Source organism: Citrobacter sp. Cpo037 (assembly GCF_030332945.1).
Lineage (GTDB): Bacteria > Pseudomonadota > Gammaproteobacteria > Enterobacterales > Enterobacteriaceae > Citrobacter > Citrobacter portucalensis.
In genome coordinates this window covers 30,659-46,615 of record NZ_JAOWGW010000065.1, presented here as the reverse complement: position 1 = coordinate 46,615, position 15,957 = coordinate 30,659, and the positions used below count along the sequence as shown (strand labels likewise).

At 52.1% G+C, this 15,957-nt stretch carries 16 protein-coding genes; 5 read left to right on the top strand and 11 right to left on the bottom strand.

Translation table 11 applies throughout. The features are described 5' to 3' along the window. The first annotated feature begins 127 nt into the window (after window positions 1–127). From uxuR to OGX94_RS14460, 3 genes are all read left to right on the top strand, one after another. Window positions 128–901 (top strand): Uxu operon transcriptional regulator, encoded by a 774-nt coding sequence (gene uxuR, locus OGX94_RS14470; RefSeq protein WP_286569451.1) that lies wholly within the window; start codon window positions 128–130, stop codon window positions 899–901. Window positions 902–1,528: 627 nt separating this feature from the next. After that, window positions 1,529–1,738 (top strand): hypothetical protein, encoded by a 210-nt coding sequence (locus tag OGX94_RS14465; protein WP_003830087.1) that lies wholly within the window; start codon window positions 1,529–1,531, stop codon window positions 1,736–1,738. A 193-nt stretch (window positions 1,739–1,931) separates the two neighbouring features. After that, the gene (locus OGX94_RS14460) at window positions 1,932–3,005 is read left to right on the top strand and encodes a porin (RefSeq protein WP_286569449.1); all 1,074 of its coding nucleotides are present in this window, start codon (window positions 1,932–1,934) and stop codon (window positions 3,003–3,005) included. 62 nt (window positions 3,006–3,067) lie between these two features. Here the strand turns inward: OGX94_RS14460 and OGX94_RS14455 are convergent, their stop codons facing one another. The 8 genes from OGX94_RS14455 to OGX94_RS14420 all read right to left on the bottom strand — a co-directional run bounded on the left by OGX94_RS14455 (window position 3,068) and on the right by OGX94_RS14420 (window position 9,975). Beyond that, window positions 3,068–3,469 (bottom strand): hypothetical protein, encoded by a 402-nt coding sequence (locus OGX94_RS14455; protein ID WP_257662263.1) that lies wholly within the window; start codon window positions 3,467–3,469, stop codon window positions 3,068–3,070. Between the two features lie 191 nt (window positions 3,470–3,660). Beyond that, entirely contained in the window at window positions 3,661–4,848 is a 1,188-nt protein-coding gene (locus OGX94_RS14450; RefSeq protein WP_257662264.1) for an MFS transporter, read from the bottom strand. Window positions 4,849–4,942: 94 nt separating this feature from the next. Further along, on the bottom strand, window positions 4,943–5,194 hold the full coding sequence (locus tag OGX94_RS14445; RefSeq protein WP_003830079.1) for a putative Se/S carrier protein: 252 nt from the start codon (window positions 5,192–5,194) through the stop codon (window positions 4,943–4,945). Next, the gene (yjiL, locus tag OGX94_RS14440; protein ID WP_257662265.1) at window positions 5,191–5,958 is read right to left on the bottom strand and encodes a putative 2-hydroxyacyl-CoA dehydratase activator YjiL; all 768 of its coding nucleotides are present in this window, start codon (window positions 5,956–5,958) and stop codon (window positions 5,191–5,193) included. Before yjiL ends, OGX94_RS14445 begins: the two co-directional genes overlap by 4 nt. Window positions 5,959–5,967: 9 nt before the next feature. Next, window positions 5,968–7,119, bottom strand: a complete 1,152-nt coding sequence (locus tag OGX94_RS14435; RefSeq protein ID WP_257662266.1) for a double-cubane-cluster-containing anaerobic reductase — start codon at window positions 7,117–7,119, stop codon at window positions 5,968–5,970. A gap of 95 nt (window positions 7,120–7,214) precedes the next feature. Then, the gene (locus OGX94_RS14430; RefSeq protein WP_003830072.1) at window positions 7,215–7,679 is read right to left on the bottom strand and encodes a GNAT family N-acetyltransferase; all 465 of its coding nucleotides are present in this window, start codon (window positions 7,677–7,679) and stop codon (window positions 7,215–7,217) included. 13 nt (window positions 7,680–7,692) lie between these two features. Continuing rightward, entirely contained in the window at window positions 7,693–8,973 is a 1,281-nt protein-coding gene (locus OGX94_RS14425; RefSeq protein ID WP_257662267.1) for a DUF445 domain-containing protein, read from the bottom strand. Between the two features lie 75 nt (window positions 8,974–9,048). Then, a complete protein-coding gene (locus tag OGX94_RS14420; protein ID WP_003830068.1) occupies window positions 9,049–9,975 on the bottom strand; it encodes a LysR family transcriptional regulator in 927 nt (308 codons plus the stop codon). Between the two features lie 219 nt (window positions 9,976–10,194). On the opposite strand from OGX94_RS14420, the gene OGX94_RS14415 reads away from it, so the two are divergent. Next, on the top strand, window positions 10,195–11,427 hold the full coding sequence (locus OGX94_RS14415) for a dicarboxylate/amino acid:cation symporter (RefSeq protein WP_003830065.1): 1,233 nt from the start codon (window positions 10,195–10,197) through the stop codon (window positions 11,425–11,427). A gap of 30 nt (window positions 11,428–11,457) precedes the next feature. Continuing rightward, window positions 11,458–12,648 (top strand): cystathionine beta-lyase, encoded by a 1,191-nt coding sequence (metC, locus tag OGX94_RS14410; RefSeq protein WP_003830063.1) that lies wholly within the window; start codon window positions 11,458–11,460, stop codon window positions 12,646–12,648. Window positions 12,649–12,727: 79 nt separating this feature from the next. On the opposite strand, the gene mdtM is transcribed toward metC, so the two are convergent. The 3 genes from mdtM to OGX94_RS14395 form a co-directional block, all read right to left on the bottom strand. After that, window positions 12,728–13,969: a multidrug efflux MFS transporter MdtM gene (mdtM, locus tag OGX94_RS14405; protein ID WP_063941055.1), complete on the bottom strand. Its 1,242-nt coding sequence runs from the start codon at window positions 13,967–13,969 to the stop codon at window positions 12,728–12,730. A gap of 324 nt (window positions 13,970–14,293) precedes the next feature. Further along, window positions 14,294–14,944, bottom strand: coding sequence for a LysE family translocator (locus tag OGX94_RS14400; RefSeq protein WP_257662268.1), 651 nt, complete (start codon window positions 14,942–14,944; stop codon window positions 14,294–14,296). Window positions 14,945–14,992: 48 nt separating this feature from the next. Then, window positions 14,993–15,808, bottom strand: a complete 816-nt coding sequence (locus tag OGX94_RS14395; RefSeq protein ID WP_257662269.1) for an AraC family transcriptional regulator — start codon at window positions 15,806–15,808, stop codon at window positions 14,993–14,995. Between the last annotated feature and the right edge of the window lie 149 nt (window positions 15,809–15,957).

The window sequence follows — 15,957 nt, the reverse complement described above, 5'->3', positions numbered from 1 at the left end:
TTCTGTTTTTGGCTTCCCGCAAATGCTATAGTTCAGGCGAAAAAAACGTTATTGGTAGGCCGGATAAGGTGTGCGCAGTCATCCAGCCTCCGGATTCTGAATTGACGCATCTGACGGACATAACACGATGAAATCAAACACTTCTCAGCAAAGACCCTACCAGGAAGTGGGTGCAATGATCCGCGATCTGATTGTCCAGACGCCGTACCTACCTGGTGAGCGCTTACCTCCGGAGCGTGAAATCGCCGAGAGGCTCAATGTCACTCGCACGGTGGTGCGCGAAGCGTTAATCATGCTGGAAATTAAAGGTCTGGTGGACGTGCGTCGTGGTGCCGGGATCTACGTACTCGACAATGCAGAAGCTCAGACTATCGACAGTTCGGATGTGAATCATTGCAATGATGCAGGCCCGTTTGAGCTGCTACAGGCGCGACAGCTGCTGGAAAGCAACATCGCCGAATTTGCCGCGCTGCAGGCCACCCGCGAAGATATCATCAAAATGCGCCAGGCGTTGCAGCTGGAAGAGCGGGAGCTGGCCTCCAGCGAACCCAACGGTTCTGAAAGCGGTGACATGCAGTTCCATCTCGCTATCGCCGAGGCCACGCATAACAGCATGCTGGTGGAGCTGTTCCGCCAGTCATGGCAGTGGCGCGAGAACAACCCGATGTGGATCCAGCTTCATAGCCATCTCGATGATACCCACTATCGTAAAGAGTGGATGGGTGACCACAAGCAGATCCTGGCGGCGTTAATCAAAAAGGATGCTCGCGCGGCCAAGCTGGCGATGTGGCAGCATCTGGAAAACGTCAAACAGCGCCTGCTGGAGTTTTCAAATGTTGATGACATCGACTTCGATGGCTATCTGTTTGACTCCTGGCCGCTGGATAAAGTTAACGCTTGATTTTACCACCTCTCACGCGGGCTGTTTCGGCCCGCTCGGCATTGCATAACAACCTTTCTTTTCACGTCTTAAACCTCATGTAAAGAATGGTTTCCATAGTCTTCAATGATCATTTTTTTCGCCGCCCCTGTGTGATGTAAATTGATTTTCATCAATTAAAAACAACTTATTTTTGCTTGCGAAAAAATGCGCTATTTACCTTATTTTTACCTTTTTGTGCTTATTTTTAGACAATACAGGTCTGTATTAAGTGAGAATCAAAGTGATTTCCGCTGCAGATAGTGCAGGGCCGCCTGGCATAACAGCGCATAAAAACAGATGTTTTGCGTAAAAGTAGACATTAATAACGGTATGTAACTCATTGTCTGTAGTGATGTTTTGATTGAGCATTATTATTAATGTGAATGATTCGTGGCTTTTTAATCATATGAATAAAAACGGACATATGTAAAGCTAACATTACACATTATTCTATAATCAAGTTATCTTTCATTTGAAATAACGTTCCAGTTTTTTGTTATTTATTAACAGTTTCATTACTATTGTGACTGTATTTTGCCGTTGACATGTTTTTACACTGACTGCATATTTCATCGCCATAAGCGTGTTTGCGTTCAGGAGATGATTATGCCCTCTCGAGATTACCCTGATATCCGAAAAGCCAGGGGAACCCGATCAAAAGATATGGTTCTATTAAGTGCCCGTGTCGATACTTCTCTATGGGAATATGTTCGGACGCTGGCATTTGAAACTCGTAAAAGTAAACAAGACATTATTGCCGAGGCATTAATGTTGCATCGCTCTATTAATGAGAGCACAAGCGAAGAATCTAAGTAATTACTCTCTGTTCGGGTTTTCTTTAAAACCCAAAATTGAAACAGGTCTTGCCACTTCATTATTGCCTTTATTGGTATATTTTTTCGGTGTGTTATTGGTGTTTCCCCTTATCTGGAGGGGACTTTTTTATGTGGGCATCCCGCCTTCATAACAAAGTTGATAGCAAAATTCACAATTAAAAGTGAGTAATAACATGAAAAAGTCAGTAGTGGCATTAGCTGTAATGGCATTAGGGGTAACCTCCGTTCATGCAGCGGAAATTTATAATAAAGATGGCAACAAACTGGATCTGTACGGCAAAGTAAAAGCGGTCCATTCCTGGACTGACGGCAATAACGCCGATGAGACCTACGCGCGTCTGGGTTTTCGCGGTGAGACACAAATCAACGATCAACTGACCGGTTATGGCCAATTTGAGAGTCAGTTTGATGCCTCTAAAGCAGAAGGTTCTCAGAATGGCGTTAAGACACGTCTGGCGTTTGCTGGCCTGGATTACGGCCATGACGTTAGCTTTGACTACGGTCGTAACTACGGTATCGCTTACGACGTGGGAGCTTACACTGACACTCTCTCAGAGTTCGGCGGTGACTCCTTTGAAGATGCTGACCGCTTCCTTACTTCACGCACTTCTGGCGTTGCAACACTACGTACCAAAAATCTGTTTGGTGCCGTTGATGGTTTGAGCGTTGGTGCGCAATTCCAGGGTAAAGGTGATGCGAACTCGGAAGACCCAGCGAAGCCTAATTTGACTAAGCAGCACGGTAACGGCTACGGCTTCTCCCTGGGCTATGACAATATCGCGGATTCTGGTGTTTCTGCCATTGCGGCCTATACAAAAAGCTCAATTACCGCGGCCCAAAAGAAAGGCAATACAGACGGTATATGGGATGGTGAAAACGCAGAGTTCTGGGGCGCAGGCCTTAAGTATGATGCAAACGCAATCTACGTTGCGACCATGTACGGCGAATCCCACAACCTGCTCCTGAATACGCGCGAAAAAAATTCTCAGGGTGTCCCTCAGGATGCGGACAAAGCGCAGCACTTTGAAGCGATGGCGGCCTATGTGTTTGATTTTGGTCTGCGTCCGAACGTGGGCTACGTCCATACGCGTGACAACAACAATAACGATCTGACCGAATACGTTGCGCTGGGCACAGACTACTACTTCAACAAAAACATGGTTGCTGATGTGGGTTACAAAATTAACCTGCTTGATGGCAAAGACGGCGACAACAAGGTTGTTGCGGGTCTGACCTATCAGTTCTAAGTAGTTATACTAGTACGAAAAAGGCGTCTTGGTTAAGACGCCTTTTTTACATCTGCTGGAGTTTAAACCGGCTGACTCTCTTTCATCTGTACACCGCTAAACAGCCATTGCCAGATGCCCACTTTTACCCATGCGACCACGCAGAGGATCAGATAAAAAAGCGGATTATGGGTAATGGTAACGCGCATGACTTCCATTAAATCCACATGCAAATTTCCGGCAATTGCCATATTGATAACAAAAATAGAGGCTACCGCGCTGGCCAGTAAAATAAGTATGGCATGTAACTTTGTTATCTCCGGTAACTTGCCAGAGGCCCATTGCCATAAGAATGTTGTTGATAACAGGAAGATAATAAACAATCCCAGTGCGCCAAACAGGCCAAAGTCTTTATAATCCATTAGCGTGCCAATTAAACCCGCTAAAATAATTAACCCCAGTAGTATTTTTTTAAACCACGACATGTGCCTTTCCCGAAGATGGTGTTGATGTTGAATTAATATGTCCATTTTTACGCATTTTAAATTGAGTTTATAAATGAACTGCCGGGAATTATAAATTGTCTGACAGGTAATTGCCGATTATTTGCGGTTTATTAAATGCTGACATTTAATTGCGGACTAATCCGAATATATCTTCTTTAGACGTTAGCCGGTTATACCCTTTTGGGCGAGGCGAAACGCTGTTTGTATAATTGCGTGAGGCTGATAAGCGCCGCAATAAACAACGCGACCGCGCCGCACACCGTGGCGTTAACGATCGCCTGTGCGCCGCTTCCCAGCAGGCTGGTTAATAGCGGACCAAGTATTTGCCCAATGCCGTAAGTCAGAGTGACCAGGCCCAGCAGATTAATATTGCGCGGTACGCTAAGTTGTCGGGCAAGCGGCATCACCAGTGAAGTGGTTCCCATAAACGTTGCGCCAAACCCCATGCTGCTTATCACCAGCAGCGGCAAGGAGCCGCTGGCGAGCGTCATGACCACGCAGGCGCTTTGAATCAGCAAATTCGCCGTCAGGCATTGCAATACACCCCAGCGTCGGGCGGCCCACAGCCAGGCGAAACACCCCGGAATTATCGATATGCCGACCAGCGACCAGAGATGGGCAGTCAACAGCGGCGAACCGGCACTTTTCGCCATCAGCGGCAGGTAGGTGGCGACAATGATGTAGCCAAATCCGGCCAGCCCGTACAGTAGCGCCAGCAGCCACCAGGACATAGGCTGATACTCTGTTTTTACCGGGGCCGCAGCGGGGAGCACGTGGTCGCGAGATGGCAGGAGTATAACCAGTAGCACGAAGAACAGAGCCGAGGCTGCCGCTGCGCCCAGCCAGAGCGTGTGCGATGAAAGCGCAAAATGCAGACCGATAATGACATATTCATTGCCCAGCAAAATGCCTGCACCAACGCCGGAGAACAACGCCGCGATCACGAAGGGATGCCGGGTATGATGCAGAACGATCATTGAGCCAAAGATCATCATACCGGCACTGGCGACGCCTGCCAGAAAGCGGATCAGCATCACCAGCGCGGGCTGCGTAAAGCTGGCCATCGCCAGAATCAGCCCTGCGGTAGCGAGCGCGGACGTTAGCAGCATCGGGCGTAAGCGTGAGGGAAGATGGAAGAGCCCGAAGGAGAAGAGCAGGCTTCCTGCCAGATACCCGGCGTAGTTGGCGCTGGCAATCCAGGAGAGTTGGTCAAACGTAAATAGACCTTCCGACAGCAGCACTGGCAGCATTGGTGTATACAGAAAGCGCCCAATTCCCATCCCCAGTGTTAAGACCAGCATGCCAAAAAGCGCGACGCTGATGGCATGACGATTTGAATCTGGGCTTCCCTGGGACATACGGACTCTCATTTCGCGCTGTTAGCTGATAATTGTTATATTACATGCGTAAATGATAATGAAAAGTAAAATAAAACTAAGTCCCCTGGCTCGTTCAGGAAGGAGGAAAAGTGGCAAGGCAGCGCCAGTCTCCGTTTTCAAGACGGTAGATAGATTCGGTATGACCCGGAATTATCCACTCATCCTCCTTGCCAGCAACACAGTCGATGTAAATGCACAGCCCGCAGCCACCGCGTAGCTCGCGGGGAATATCTGCCACCCGAAAGCACATACCCGCAGCCTGTAGCGCTTTACGCGTTTTGATGACGCCGAGGGTAGTATGAAACAAGAACAGTGTTTCCTTCACTCACGTTTCCCCTGACGCTGACCAATTAACGCGGCCCCAATCGCCCCAGCAAACTGCGCGTCGGGATGCGTGTGTACGGGAATGCCAATGTGGCCTTCAAGCATACGAGCAAAGGCGTGACAGTGGCTTACTCCCCCGGTAAATAACAGTGGAGCCTGCCCTGAAAGCCGTCCGATGAAATTCGCGCTGCGTCGGGCCATCGCGTTGATCACACCTGCTAAAATGGCCTCCGGCGCGACACCCGCAGAGCGCAGGCTGATAACCTCTGACTCGGCAAAAACCGTACACATGCTGGTGATGGCATGTGGTTCGACGCCAGCGGCAATCGCATCTAGCTGCTCTACGCTGGCGCCGAGCGTGCGTGAGATGACTTCCAGAAATCGTCCGGTCCCTGCCGCACATTTGTCGTTCATCAAGAAATCGCTGAGGTTGCCATCATCATCTAACTGGATGACTTTACTGTCCTGACCGCCGATATCAATCACTGTGCGGGTGCCGGGAGCCAGCAAGCGCGCCCCCAGCCCGTGGCAGGAAATTTCAGTGACCTGTTTGTCGGCATAATCCACGAGCTGCCGTCCGTAGCCAGTGAGGGTTAAAAATGGTCTATCGTTCAGCCCCGCTTGCAGGGTTTCCCATGCCTGAGCGATCGCTTCGGCAGGGCGAAAAGGTGTTGGGCAGAGGAAGCGACGTCTGATGACGTTCCTTTCCAACAAAATACCTTTAGTCGCCGTGGAGCCGGAATCGATCCCTATTGAGTATGTCATCCCTGTTCCTCACAACATTTCAATGAACGCGGCGACACGAGTGCTAAGTTGGCCGATATCCGCGCTGGAGTAGTCGGTTTCAATAGCGATATAGGGAATGTTGTGCTGCTGGCGGACGTGGCGTTTAATGGCCAGTGATTCAACGGCGTAAGTGTGGCAAGCCTGTAAAATGACATCGACGACGCCGTCAGCCTGGTACTCTTCAACCATTTGGCTGAGCATTTTCAGACGTTGATCGTTAGGGGAAATACATGAGCAGCCGATGGCGAGGTATTTATCGGTCAGCGCGTCGTAGACGTCGCCAGTTTCCTCCACGCACTGTTCAGTGGCTTTCGCCCCGGTGCAGTTTTCATAGCCCACCACCCAACCGCCGTTTTCTTCAATGGCACGAACCACTTTTTCTGCCGCGCCGCCGATGGGGCAGCCGGTTATCAGTATGCGTGGACGCGATGCCAGACGTTTCCCGGCCTGCCATTCCTGATGTACCCGCTCGGCCATGCTATTAAGCTCGTCGATCAGCGCTGCTTTATCAAAGCGGAAGGTTGCACCGTAGACGACTTTCAGAATGTCACTGCCGCTGAGTGCGGGTGGGTTGAGCTGACCAACGCGGTAGAAGTTTGCCAGTGCACGACGTTCCTGGTTTTTTAGAATGACGGCTTCACGTAGCGCGGCTTCGGTTATCGGGGTGCCAAAACGGGCTTCGATTATCTGCTGCAAACGCAGGATCTCGGCTTTCCACAGCGCCCGCGAAGCCGCATCACTGGCGCTGTTGGGCAGTTGCATCACATGTACCGCTTTAAATTCAGCCATGTACTCGTACATCTTCTTTTTACCATCGCAGGTCGTTTCGCCCACCACCAGGTCAGAGAAGTAGAAGTACGGACATTTATCCGTTTTACCAAACCCGTAGCTGCTTTTGATCAGTGGGCACAGGTTTCGTGGCAGATCTTTTTCGGCCTCTTCAATCGTTTCATCAGAGGTTGAGCATAGCGAAACGACGACCGCGCCTGCCGCCATCGCTATCTCCTGCGGCATAAAGGTGCAATAGGTCCCAACGAGCGGGATACCCTGCTCTTTAAGATCCATTACGGTGAGAAAACCTTTCTGACGGGCGTCGGAGAATTGATTAAAAATGGCGGGTAAATCGGTGATTAGCGACATGATTTTCCTTCCCCGTAACACGGGAGACAGTAAAAAGACGTCGCATTATAACCATGCAATTTATCTGGCTTTATTGATGTACAACAATTGTGCGCTTACAGATTACGACTGTAGACCCGTGAGACTTCCCCCCACGGATGATAGCCCGGCCCGTCAAAGTAAAATCCCGCTTTCTCGTATAAGCCTTCCAGGTCAGTACACAAATGGAGCTGCATAAAGCCTAGCTGTTTAGCCTGCTGCGCAATATGTTCAATCAGGCGAAATGCCAGACCGTGACCACGATAGCGAGGATCGACATAGAGCGCGCATAGCCACGGCCACAGTTCGCCGCGACTGATAAAATCATTAGTGATCAATCCGGCGCAGCCAACAATGCTGTCGCCGTCCTGCAGCCAGTACCACTGCGGTAGCGGGTTCTTTGCGCCAATGCAACGATGCAGCGCATCTTCGTATACCTTCACGGAGTCTTCTGAGGCCCATTGTTGCTGAAAGTAAGCGGTGACCTCGTGCAGTTTTTCCGGTGTTTCGCGCAGGGAAAAAATGCGGATGTTCATCGTCATTGAATTTTTCTCCTTAAAAATTCGCCAGCGTCAGCAGGGAAGGAATTTGCGACAACAGATATAACACCAGCCCAATAGAACCGCCAACCAGCGTGCCGTTGACGCGGATAAACTGCAAATCTTTACCGATGTTCAGCTCGATTTGCTGCGACATATCGCGTGCATCCCAGCTTTTCACCGTGTCGCTGATATGGCGCGTCAGGAAGGTGGCGAACTCTGGCGCTACTTTATGCGCGGCCTGTTCCAGATGCCCATTCAGTGAGGCGCGCAGGGCGCTGTCGGCTACCAGCGTTTCGCCGAACCACTGCCCGGCGCTGGCGATGCGCTGCTTCACGCGGGAATCATCGGCGTTAATGTCGGTTTTCACCCACTGACGCAGGTCTGCCCACAGCTCGCCAAGATAACGGTTGAAGGCTTCATCTTCCTTCAGATAGCTTTTCAGACTTTCGGCCCGCACGGCCATCTCCGGATCGTGTTTGAGCTTATCGATGAGCTTAAACGTGGCGCGATCGAAGGCATAGCGGATCTGATGCGCGCGATCGTGGCTGATGTCATCAAGCAAGGAGTTAACGGCATCAGACACCAGCTCGGCACTGTGCTCGCCCAGCCATTCGGTCGGCAGGATCTTCGCTTTCAGCGGATGTTCGGTTTCCAGCCAGTGCACGACCTGTCTGGCGATAAATGCCCGCGAGCTGTCGCGCTGGAGCAGGGCGATCAGTTGGGCGATCAGCGTGTCGAGCAGCACCTGATGGCGATTGTTTTTGGTCATGCTTTCCAGCATCAGCGCACTGGTACCTGAGAGATCGACCTTGTCGATGGCCTTGTGCACCGCCCGCTTGATCAGCCGCTGAATGCGCGAGTCGTCGGTCAGTTCGAGAAAACCGCTCATAATTTGCAGCAGATGCTGGCCGATGCGCTGGGCGTTTTCCGGCTGGCTGAACCAGTTGCCGATCAACAGCGCCGGTTCATGGCGGCGGATCAGCGCGACCAGCGACTGGGTATCGAGAAATTTTTCCTGGACAAATTGCCCGAGATTTTCGCCGATCCGATCCTTATTGCGCGGGATAATCGCCGTGTGCTGCGAGATAAACGGGATCGGCACCCGGCGAAAAAGCGCCACCACGGCAAACCAGTCCGCCAGCGCGCCCACCATCGCCGCTTCGGCGATCGCTTTGATCCCCAGTACCCAAAAGTTAGGCGGCAGAAACAGCGTGATGACGAAAGTGGCAGCGGCAATCAGCAGCAATGAGAGCGCCAGTCGCTTGGCGCGTTTGAGTTCAGCAATTTTATTCATAGGCTTAAGGATAGAGCCAGACGGGGGGATCGCGCAAAAAATGTGGAGCGCCTCCCATTTTCAGGTGGGCTGGGCTTACTCCGGGATCCAGTTGTCCCAGGCGGGTAAGGGGCCGAGTTCCGCCACCAGAAAATCGATAAACGATCGCACCTTAGGATTGCTGTACTTGCTGGGAAAGTACAGCGCATACAGGGCGTGAGTTTCACAGGTGATGGTGCCGTCGAGCATCAGCGGCGTTATCTCTTCTTTTTGAATATGATCGCCAATCAGATAGGTGGGCAAATACGCCACTCCCTGATCTTCTAACACCGACTTCAGTAATACCAGGCTGCTGTTGGCCTGGATTGGCATATGCAGTTTTAACTGGTGCAGGCGATCCTGTTCATCCGCCACCTTCAGCACCGGCGTGAGGCCTGGGTAAACCAGACAATCATGGTTGACCAGGTCGCTTCGGCGCTGGGGCATGCCTTTTTTGGCAAGGTAGCCGGGTGAAGCGCAGTACGCCCAACGGACTGGCACCAGCTTGCGCATCGCATAGTTCTGCGGCGGTGCGGTGGAGATGCGCAGGGCGATGTCGAAATCTGTTTCGTTCAGATTCACAAAGTTATCGTTGAGATCGATATACAGATTCACATCCGGGAACTGGGAGCGATATTTATCCACCAGGTTCACCAGCCGGGAATAACCAAACGCAATTGAGCAGGTTATGCGTAATTCACCCTGCGGGCTGTGGTAATAACCGGAAGTGGTATTCAGCGTTTCATCGAATTCTTTCAAAAGCTTATTAGCGCGGTTGAAGAGATATTGCCCGGCGTCGGTCAGGGTAATACTGCGGGTGGTGCGTTTAATTAAAGTCGTGCCCAGCGTGTCTTCCATCGCAGCCAGACTTTTGCTGACCGCAGACGGCGATACGTTGAGCTGCGCCGCGGCTTCTGACAATCCTCCGCAGTCGACGATTTTAGTAAAAAACTCCAGATGCTTGAGTGAAATCGGCGTACTCATAGTTTCCTTTAATTCACAAGTGATTTGCAAAAACGGTACGAATAGGCCGTTACATTCGCGTTTTAAACATGCAACTATTGAATCATAGGAAACAACTTGCTGGCAAAATGAAAAAATAACAACTTAGGTGAGTTACGTCACAAAATAAAAGGAGGCGAAACGGAAACTCATCACATTGTGAATTTAATCTCATTAATTATTATTCTAAAGGTACCGATTATGTGGTCACGACTCGAACCCTACAAATCGTCGATTATTTTATTAGTTGCTCTGGTGATTGGCGGCTTATTAGGTATTTATGCCCCATCGTTTGCAAGTAAACTCCAGCCAATAGGTCAGATATTCTTAAACCTGCTATTTATGATTATTGTGCCGCTGGTGGGGATCAGCGTTATGTCTTCGATCGCCAGTATGACCGACCTGAAAAGGCTGGGACGCATTATGGCGATTATCTTTATTGTTTCGATCGCCATGGCCTTTATTCCAGCCGCCGGGATCGTCGCGCTGGCGCTCTGGTATAACCCGGCGCAGGGCGTCACTATCGATCTCTCGCAGTCGGTACAGGCGGGCAGCGGTAAGATGGATTTTGTCAGTATGATCACCACCAGCGATTTTATCGGACTGTTTTCTAAGTCCAATATTCTGGCGCTGATCGTAATGGCGATCATCGCCGGTGTCGCAATTGGCCAGTCGGATCAGGCCGGTAAACGCATTGCGTCGCTGTTGGAAGACGCCAATACCGTGATCATGAAGATCGTGTCGATCATTATGAAGGTCGCGCCGATTGGTCTGGGCTGCTACTTCGCCGCCACCATGGCCAGTCAGGACTCTGCACTACTGTTAACCTTTGCCCGCGCCATCGGCCTGTTTATGGTTGCCACGCTGGTCTACTTTGTTTTTGGCTCAATTCTCTATTCGTATATTGGCGGCGGTATTCCGGCGGTCAAAGCCTTCTGGCGTAACGCGATTGAACCGTCTGCGACCGCGCTGGGGACCTGCTCTTCACTGGGGACGCTGCCGGTGACGCTGCGTGCCGGTAAGGCGATGGGGATTAACCCGGAAATCGTTGATGTCTCCATTCCGCTGCTGGTTAACCTCAACAAGGGCGGCGTGGCGATGATTGCCGCGCTAAAAATTGTCTTTATCTATTCCGTGCTGGGCATGGAATTCACCACCGAAACCTTCTTCCTGACGATGCTGATTGCGGTGCTCTCCGCCATTATCGTTGGTGGCGTACCGGGCGGGGCGTTCCTCGGTGAAATCTTTATCGTCACCACGCTGGGCCTGCCGATGGAAGCAATCCCGATGCTGGTGGTGCTGGGCACCATTACCGATGCGCCGGCCACACTGATTAACGTTATCCATGATTTGAATGCGGCGCAGATTGTTGAACGGTTCGCTGGAAAAAAGCAGACCAACACTGAAATAAACTCTACTGCTGCGGTGGTATAGGTCTCACACGGATTAAGAACAGGAGATGTTATGAAAGACGCAATGAAGCTTGAAACGCACCTGGTTGTTGCTGGTCGCGACAAACGCTATACCCAGGGAGCGGTGAATCCGGTTATCCAACGCGCCTCTTCACTGGTATTTGATACCGTGAAGGACAAGAAATTTGCCACCGCCAATCGCGCGAACGGCGAGCTGTTTTACGGCCGTCGCGGAACCTATACCCACTTTGCCTTCCAGAAGGCAATGAGCGAACTGGAAGGCGGCGTTGGCTGCGCGCTATACCCATGTGGTGCTGCGGCGGTGACCAATGCGATTCTGGCGTTTGTTCAGGGTGGTGATCATATTCTGATGACGGGTGCGGCCTATGAACCAACACAGGATTTTTGCAATAAGATCCTGAGTAAATTCAACGTGGAAACAACGTATTACGATCCGCTGATTGGTGCAGGTATCGTCGATCTTCTGCGTCCGGAAACGAAGGTGGTATTCCTTGAGTCACCAAGTTCTATCACCATGGAAGTCCAGGACGTGCCGGGGATGGTGAAGGCTATCCGCGCGGTGAATCCGGAGATTGTTATTATGATCGACAACACCTGGGCGGCGGGCGTGCTGTTCAAAGCGCTGGATTATGGCGTGGATATTTCCATTCAGGCGGGAACGAAGTACACCATCGGTCATTCGGACGGCATGCTGGGCACGGCGGTGTCGAACGCCCGTTGTTGGGATCGTCTGCGCGAGAACTCCTATCTGATGGGGCAAACGCTGGACGCCGATACGGCCTACAATGGCAGCCGCGGATTGCGCACCCTGGCGGTACGCCTTAAGCAGCATCAGGAGAGCAGCATCCATATTGCCCGCTGGCTGTCGGCAAGGCCGGAAGTGGCACGGGTGAATCATCCGGCATTACCGGAATGTCCGGGCCATGAGTATTTTCAGCGTGATTTTATTGGAAGCTCAGGCCTGTTCTCGTTTGTGCTGAAAAAGAGATTGACCGACGAACAGATGGCGAATTTCCTCGATAACTTCTCGCTGTTCCATATGGCCTATTCGTGGGGCGGATTTGAATCGCTCATTCTGGCGAACCAGCCGGAAGAGCTGAACAGCATTCGCCCGGCTGGAGAGGTGGATTTCAGCGGTACGCTGGTCAGGGTGCATATCGGCCTTGAGGATATCGACGACCTGATTGCCGATCTGGAAGCGGGATTTGCGCGCATTGCGTAAGGTGAGGTGAGCGTAGCCGGATGCGGCGCAAGCGCTTATCCGGCCTACATAGTTGTCGTAGGCCGGATAAGCGGGCAGGTTAGTTTTCAGTGGCTAACGTCGTTGCCTCATGCTGGCGTACCCGTTTGAGTAAACCTGCCAGCGTGAACACGACAGTGAGCCCTGCCGCAACCGCCAGCAGATGAAACGAAATCCTGCCGCCGTTAAACCATAGCCAGCGCCCAATTTCGACAGAAACCGCCATCACCGTCAGGATCACCATATTCAACGATGCGGAAACCGTACCCTTCGGTAAGTTGTTGGAAAACAGTGTAAAGCGGAACAGCGTTGGGAAGATCATCCCAATACCAAACGCATACAGGCTGGTCCCCAGCACCGACCACAGCCAGACGTGCGGCCACAGTAAATTGCCGACAATCAGCACTGCCAGCCCGCTCAGCTGTATAGGTGCGGCCCGCCAGATGAAGCGTGGTTGGGTCGGATCTTTCACGAAACGAACCACCACCATATTGGCGATGATAACTGCGCCGAACACCGGGGCCTGTGCCCAGGCAAACTCCGATGTGGTCATGCCGCCAGCATCGATCAGAATAACCGGTGAGACCGCCACCCAGCTCATCATCGGGATATAGCTTAACGACAGCGTGGCTGCGCCAAACAGGAACACCCGGTTGCGGAAAACGTCGCGGAAATCACGCACTACGCCGCGGGCACTGAACGGCACCGTGCCGCGCTGGACGGTTTCCGGCATGGCTAACATTAACCCAATCAGGGCGATAAGCCCCATGACGGCAATGATGGCAAACAGGATCTTCCAGTGTACAAAGTGCATCAGCGCGGCCCCGGAGAGCGGGCCGATAACCGGTGCAACCAACACAATGGAAGTGATTATCGCCATTAACTTAATGGCCTTCGTTTGCCCAAACGCCTCCTGCACCGTGACATAGCCAACGGTCGCGATAAAGCAGATGCTGGTGCCCTGCACAAATCGGGCTACCAGAAATTGCGTCATTGAGGTGGTGAACAGCGTGGCAGCGCAGGCGAGGGTAAAGATTAACGCCCCCGCAATCAGCACGGGTCGACGGCCAATTCGGTCGGAAAGCGGCCCCAGCAGCCATTGCAGCGCCATGCCGCCCGCCAGATAGAGGCTCACCGCAGCGGGTGCCAGGCTAACATCGGCGTTGAAATCACGTACCACATTGATGATGCCAGGCTGGATCAGGTCCGTCGACAGATAGGCGGCGAAGTCATATAAAATCAACGCGACAGGAAAAAATAGCGTTGTGGCGCGTTGGGAGAAAAACGCGAGAATCCGTTGCATAAAACAGCTCCTTGTCGGGAGAAAACCCTCAACGGGAATAGCGAAATTCAATACCGTCTTTGAGACGTCACACCGATGACAGAAAAAAGCAGACTGCAAATGTACTGAATTTCATGTAATCAAAAACGCTGTCTGCGCGAAGCGCAAACAGAAGATACGCTCACTGACGCGGGGTCAGAAAACGTAACGATTACAGGTAACAATCAGCACATCGCACCTCAGGAAGAGTAAGTTGAACGGGTAATAACCATCCGCAGTTTAATGCGGATTGGATATTAATTAAACGAGTTTATCCGGTTTATGTGCAGAAAATCGCCCTGGAAATCAGACTACGATGCTCTGCAAAAACCGCAGAGCGATGGCACAACCGAAGATAATCAATACACCGCCAGCGATACGTTCTACCCATAATATCCCTCTGGATAACCGTCGCTGGATCTGCGGTAAACCGATGAACATCACGATCAGCAGATCCCAGCACAGCACTACGCTGGTCATCCAGATCCCGCTCATGGTTTGTTGCAGCAGCGTCACCGACGGGCCGAGCAGGGCGGTCATTAGCGCCAGATAGAACAGCGCATTTTTGGGGTTGAGCAGTGACGAACCCAATCCCAGCAGTAGCTGTTTGCCAAATCCTGGACAGGTAGACTGGGCGTCTGTTCCGGTCAGCGTTTGCGGGCGGCTGCGTACCAGCAGGCTGCCAATCCACAATAAATAGAGCGCGCCAAGCGGCTCAATAACCGTAAACAACAGGGGAAGCTGGCGCAGGATCCCCCAACCGATAATTGCCAGCAGGACATACAGCCCGTTGCCGAAAGCGATCCCCACGCACAACCCGGCGCTGCCGCGCATCCGGTATCGTGCGGCGTAACCGACCAGTAAAAAGAAGTCCGGCCCGGGGCTAAGCAATGCGACGAAATGCGCCAGCGCCAGCGCGGGAAAAGCAGAAGGAAAAAGTACAGAAAGCAGCGACATAGCGACCTCAGAGAATGAATCTGAGAGCACCGTACGCCTGACGCAGCGCTAATTATTGTCTGATATTGATCGTCCCAACGCGTACTGGCGCGGTGTGGCGGCGGTGTAGCGAACAAAGGTGCGATGGAAATGGCTCTGGTCGGCAAACCCGCTCTGGTATCCGACATCGGCAATTTCGTCTCCGGCCCGCAGCCGCTGGCGAGCATAGTCAATCCGTATGATGTTCAGATAACTTCCTGGCGTCAGCCCGGTATCTTGCTTAAAGGTACGGATCAGCGTCTCTTTACGCATATGACACTCATGTGCCAGCTCATCGAGCGAGGGCGGCGCGAGCAGGCTGGACTGCAACCGTTCGCGCAGATACTGGCTGGTTGCGCTTAGGTTGTCTTGTGTGACCGACTGCAACGGCAGCGTGTGCAGCAATGCTTGTGCGGCATCCGTTATTTGCGCGGTTTGGCGTTGCGGTATGAGCGTCACAAGGTGCATATAACGCTGGAATAATTGCGCATCGCGGATAACGGGAGCAGGCGTGCAAAGCCGCTGATTGGTGTTCTGTGCAGGCAGATTAGCAAGACACCACTGGGCATCAAGATAAAGCATATGATAGCTGCGAAACTGTCCGTTAACAGGATTACAGCTGTGAGGTGCCAGCGGCGGTATCACAATCAGATCGCCCACCTGCAGATGGTATTCCTCGCCATCGCACTGACAGCACGTTTCCCCCTCGAGAATTGCCCCAATCGAGAGCTGAGAGTGGTGATGCCGCTTATAGGCCTGCTGGCTCTGCCAGGTGCTGCGCAGTTCCAGCCACGGCAACTGCTCATCACGCCAGAACGATTGTGGAATATCTCGGGTATGCGTCACATCGTGTCCTCCCTGAAAGTGATGGTTTGTTATAGCACAGGCCGGGAGGTGAAAAAGTGGGAATGCGCATTGAGATGGCGATTCTGCGTGACGTGTTCCAGACAAATGTAGACGTTACATAAGGGCGTTGTTATCCCGGAAATCGCCTC

What these genes read in the sequence shown, in the direction of transcription:
- uxuR (WP_286569451.1), top strand. Translation starts at nt 128, where the DNA reads ATGAAATCAAACACTTCTCAGCAAAGACCCTACCAGGAAGTGGGTGCA.
- OGX94_RS14465 (WP_003830087.1), top strand. Translation starts at nt 1,529, where the DNA reads ATGCCCTCTCGAGATTACCCTGATATCCGAAAAGCCAGGGGAACCCGA.
- OGX94_RS14460 (WP_286569449.1), top strand. Translation starts at nt 1,932, where the DNA reads ATGAAAAAGTCAGTAGTGGCATTAGCTGTAATGGCATTAGGGGTAACC.
- OGX94_RS14455 (WP_257662263.1), bottom strand. Translation starts at nt 3,469, where the DNA reads ATGTCGTGGTTTAAAAAAATACTACTGGGGTTAATTATTTTAGCGGGT.
- OGX94_RS14450 (WP_257662264.1), bottom strand. Translation starts at nt 4,848, where the DNA reads ATGTCCCAGGGAAGCCCAGATTCAAATCGTCATGCCATCAGCGTCGCG.
- yjiL (WP_257662265.1), bottom strand. Translation starts at nt 5,958, where the DNA reads ATGACATACTCAATAGGGATCGATTCCGGCTCCACGGCGACTAAAGGT.
- OGX94_RS14435 (WP_257662266.1), bottom strand. Translation starts at nt 7,119, where the DNA reads ATGTCGCTAATCACCGATTTACCCGCCATTTTTAATCAATTCTCCGAC.
- OGX94_RS14430 (WP_003830072.1), bottom strand. Translation starts at nt 7,679, where the DNA reads ATGACGATGAACATCCGCATTTTTTCCCTGCGCGAAACACCGGAAAAA.
- OGX94_RS14425 (WP_257662267.1), bottom strand. Translation starts at nt 8,973, where the DNA reads ATGAATAAAATTGCTGAACTCAAACGCGCCAAGCGACTGGCGCTCTCA.
- OGX94_RS14420 (WP_003830068.1), bottom strand. Translation starts at nt 9,975, where the DNA reads ATGAGTACGCCGATTTCACTCAAGCATCTGGAGTTTTTTACTAAAATC.
- OGX94_RS14415 (WP_003830065.1), top strand. Translation starts at nt 10,195, where the DNA reads ATGTGGTCACGACTCGAACCCTACAAATCGTCGATTATTTTATTAGTT.
- metC (WP_003830063.1), top strand. Translation starts at nt 11,458, where the DNA reads ATGAAAGACGCAATGAAGCTTGAAACGCACCTGGTTGTTGCTGGTCGC.
- mdtM (WP_063941055.1), bottom strand. Translation starts at nt 13,969, where the DNA reads ATGCAACGGATTCTCGCGTTTTTCTCCCAACGCGCCACAACGCTATTT.
- OGX94_RS14400 (WP_257662268.1), bottom strand. Translation starts at nt 14,944, where the DNA reads ATGTCGCTGCTTTCTGTACTTTTTCCTTCTGCTTTTCCCGCGCTGGCG.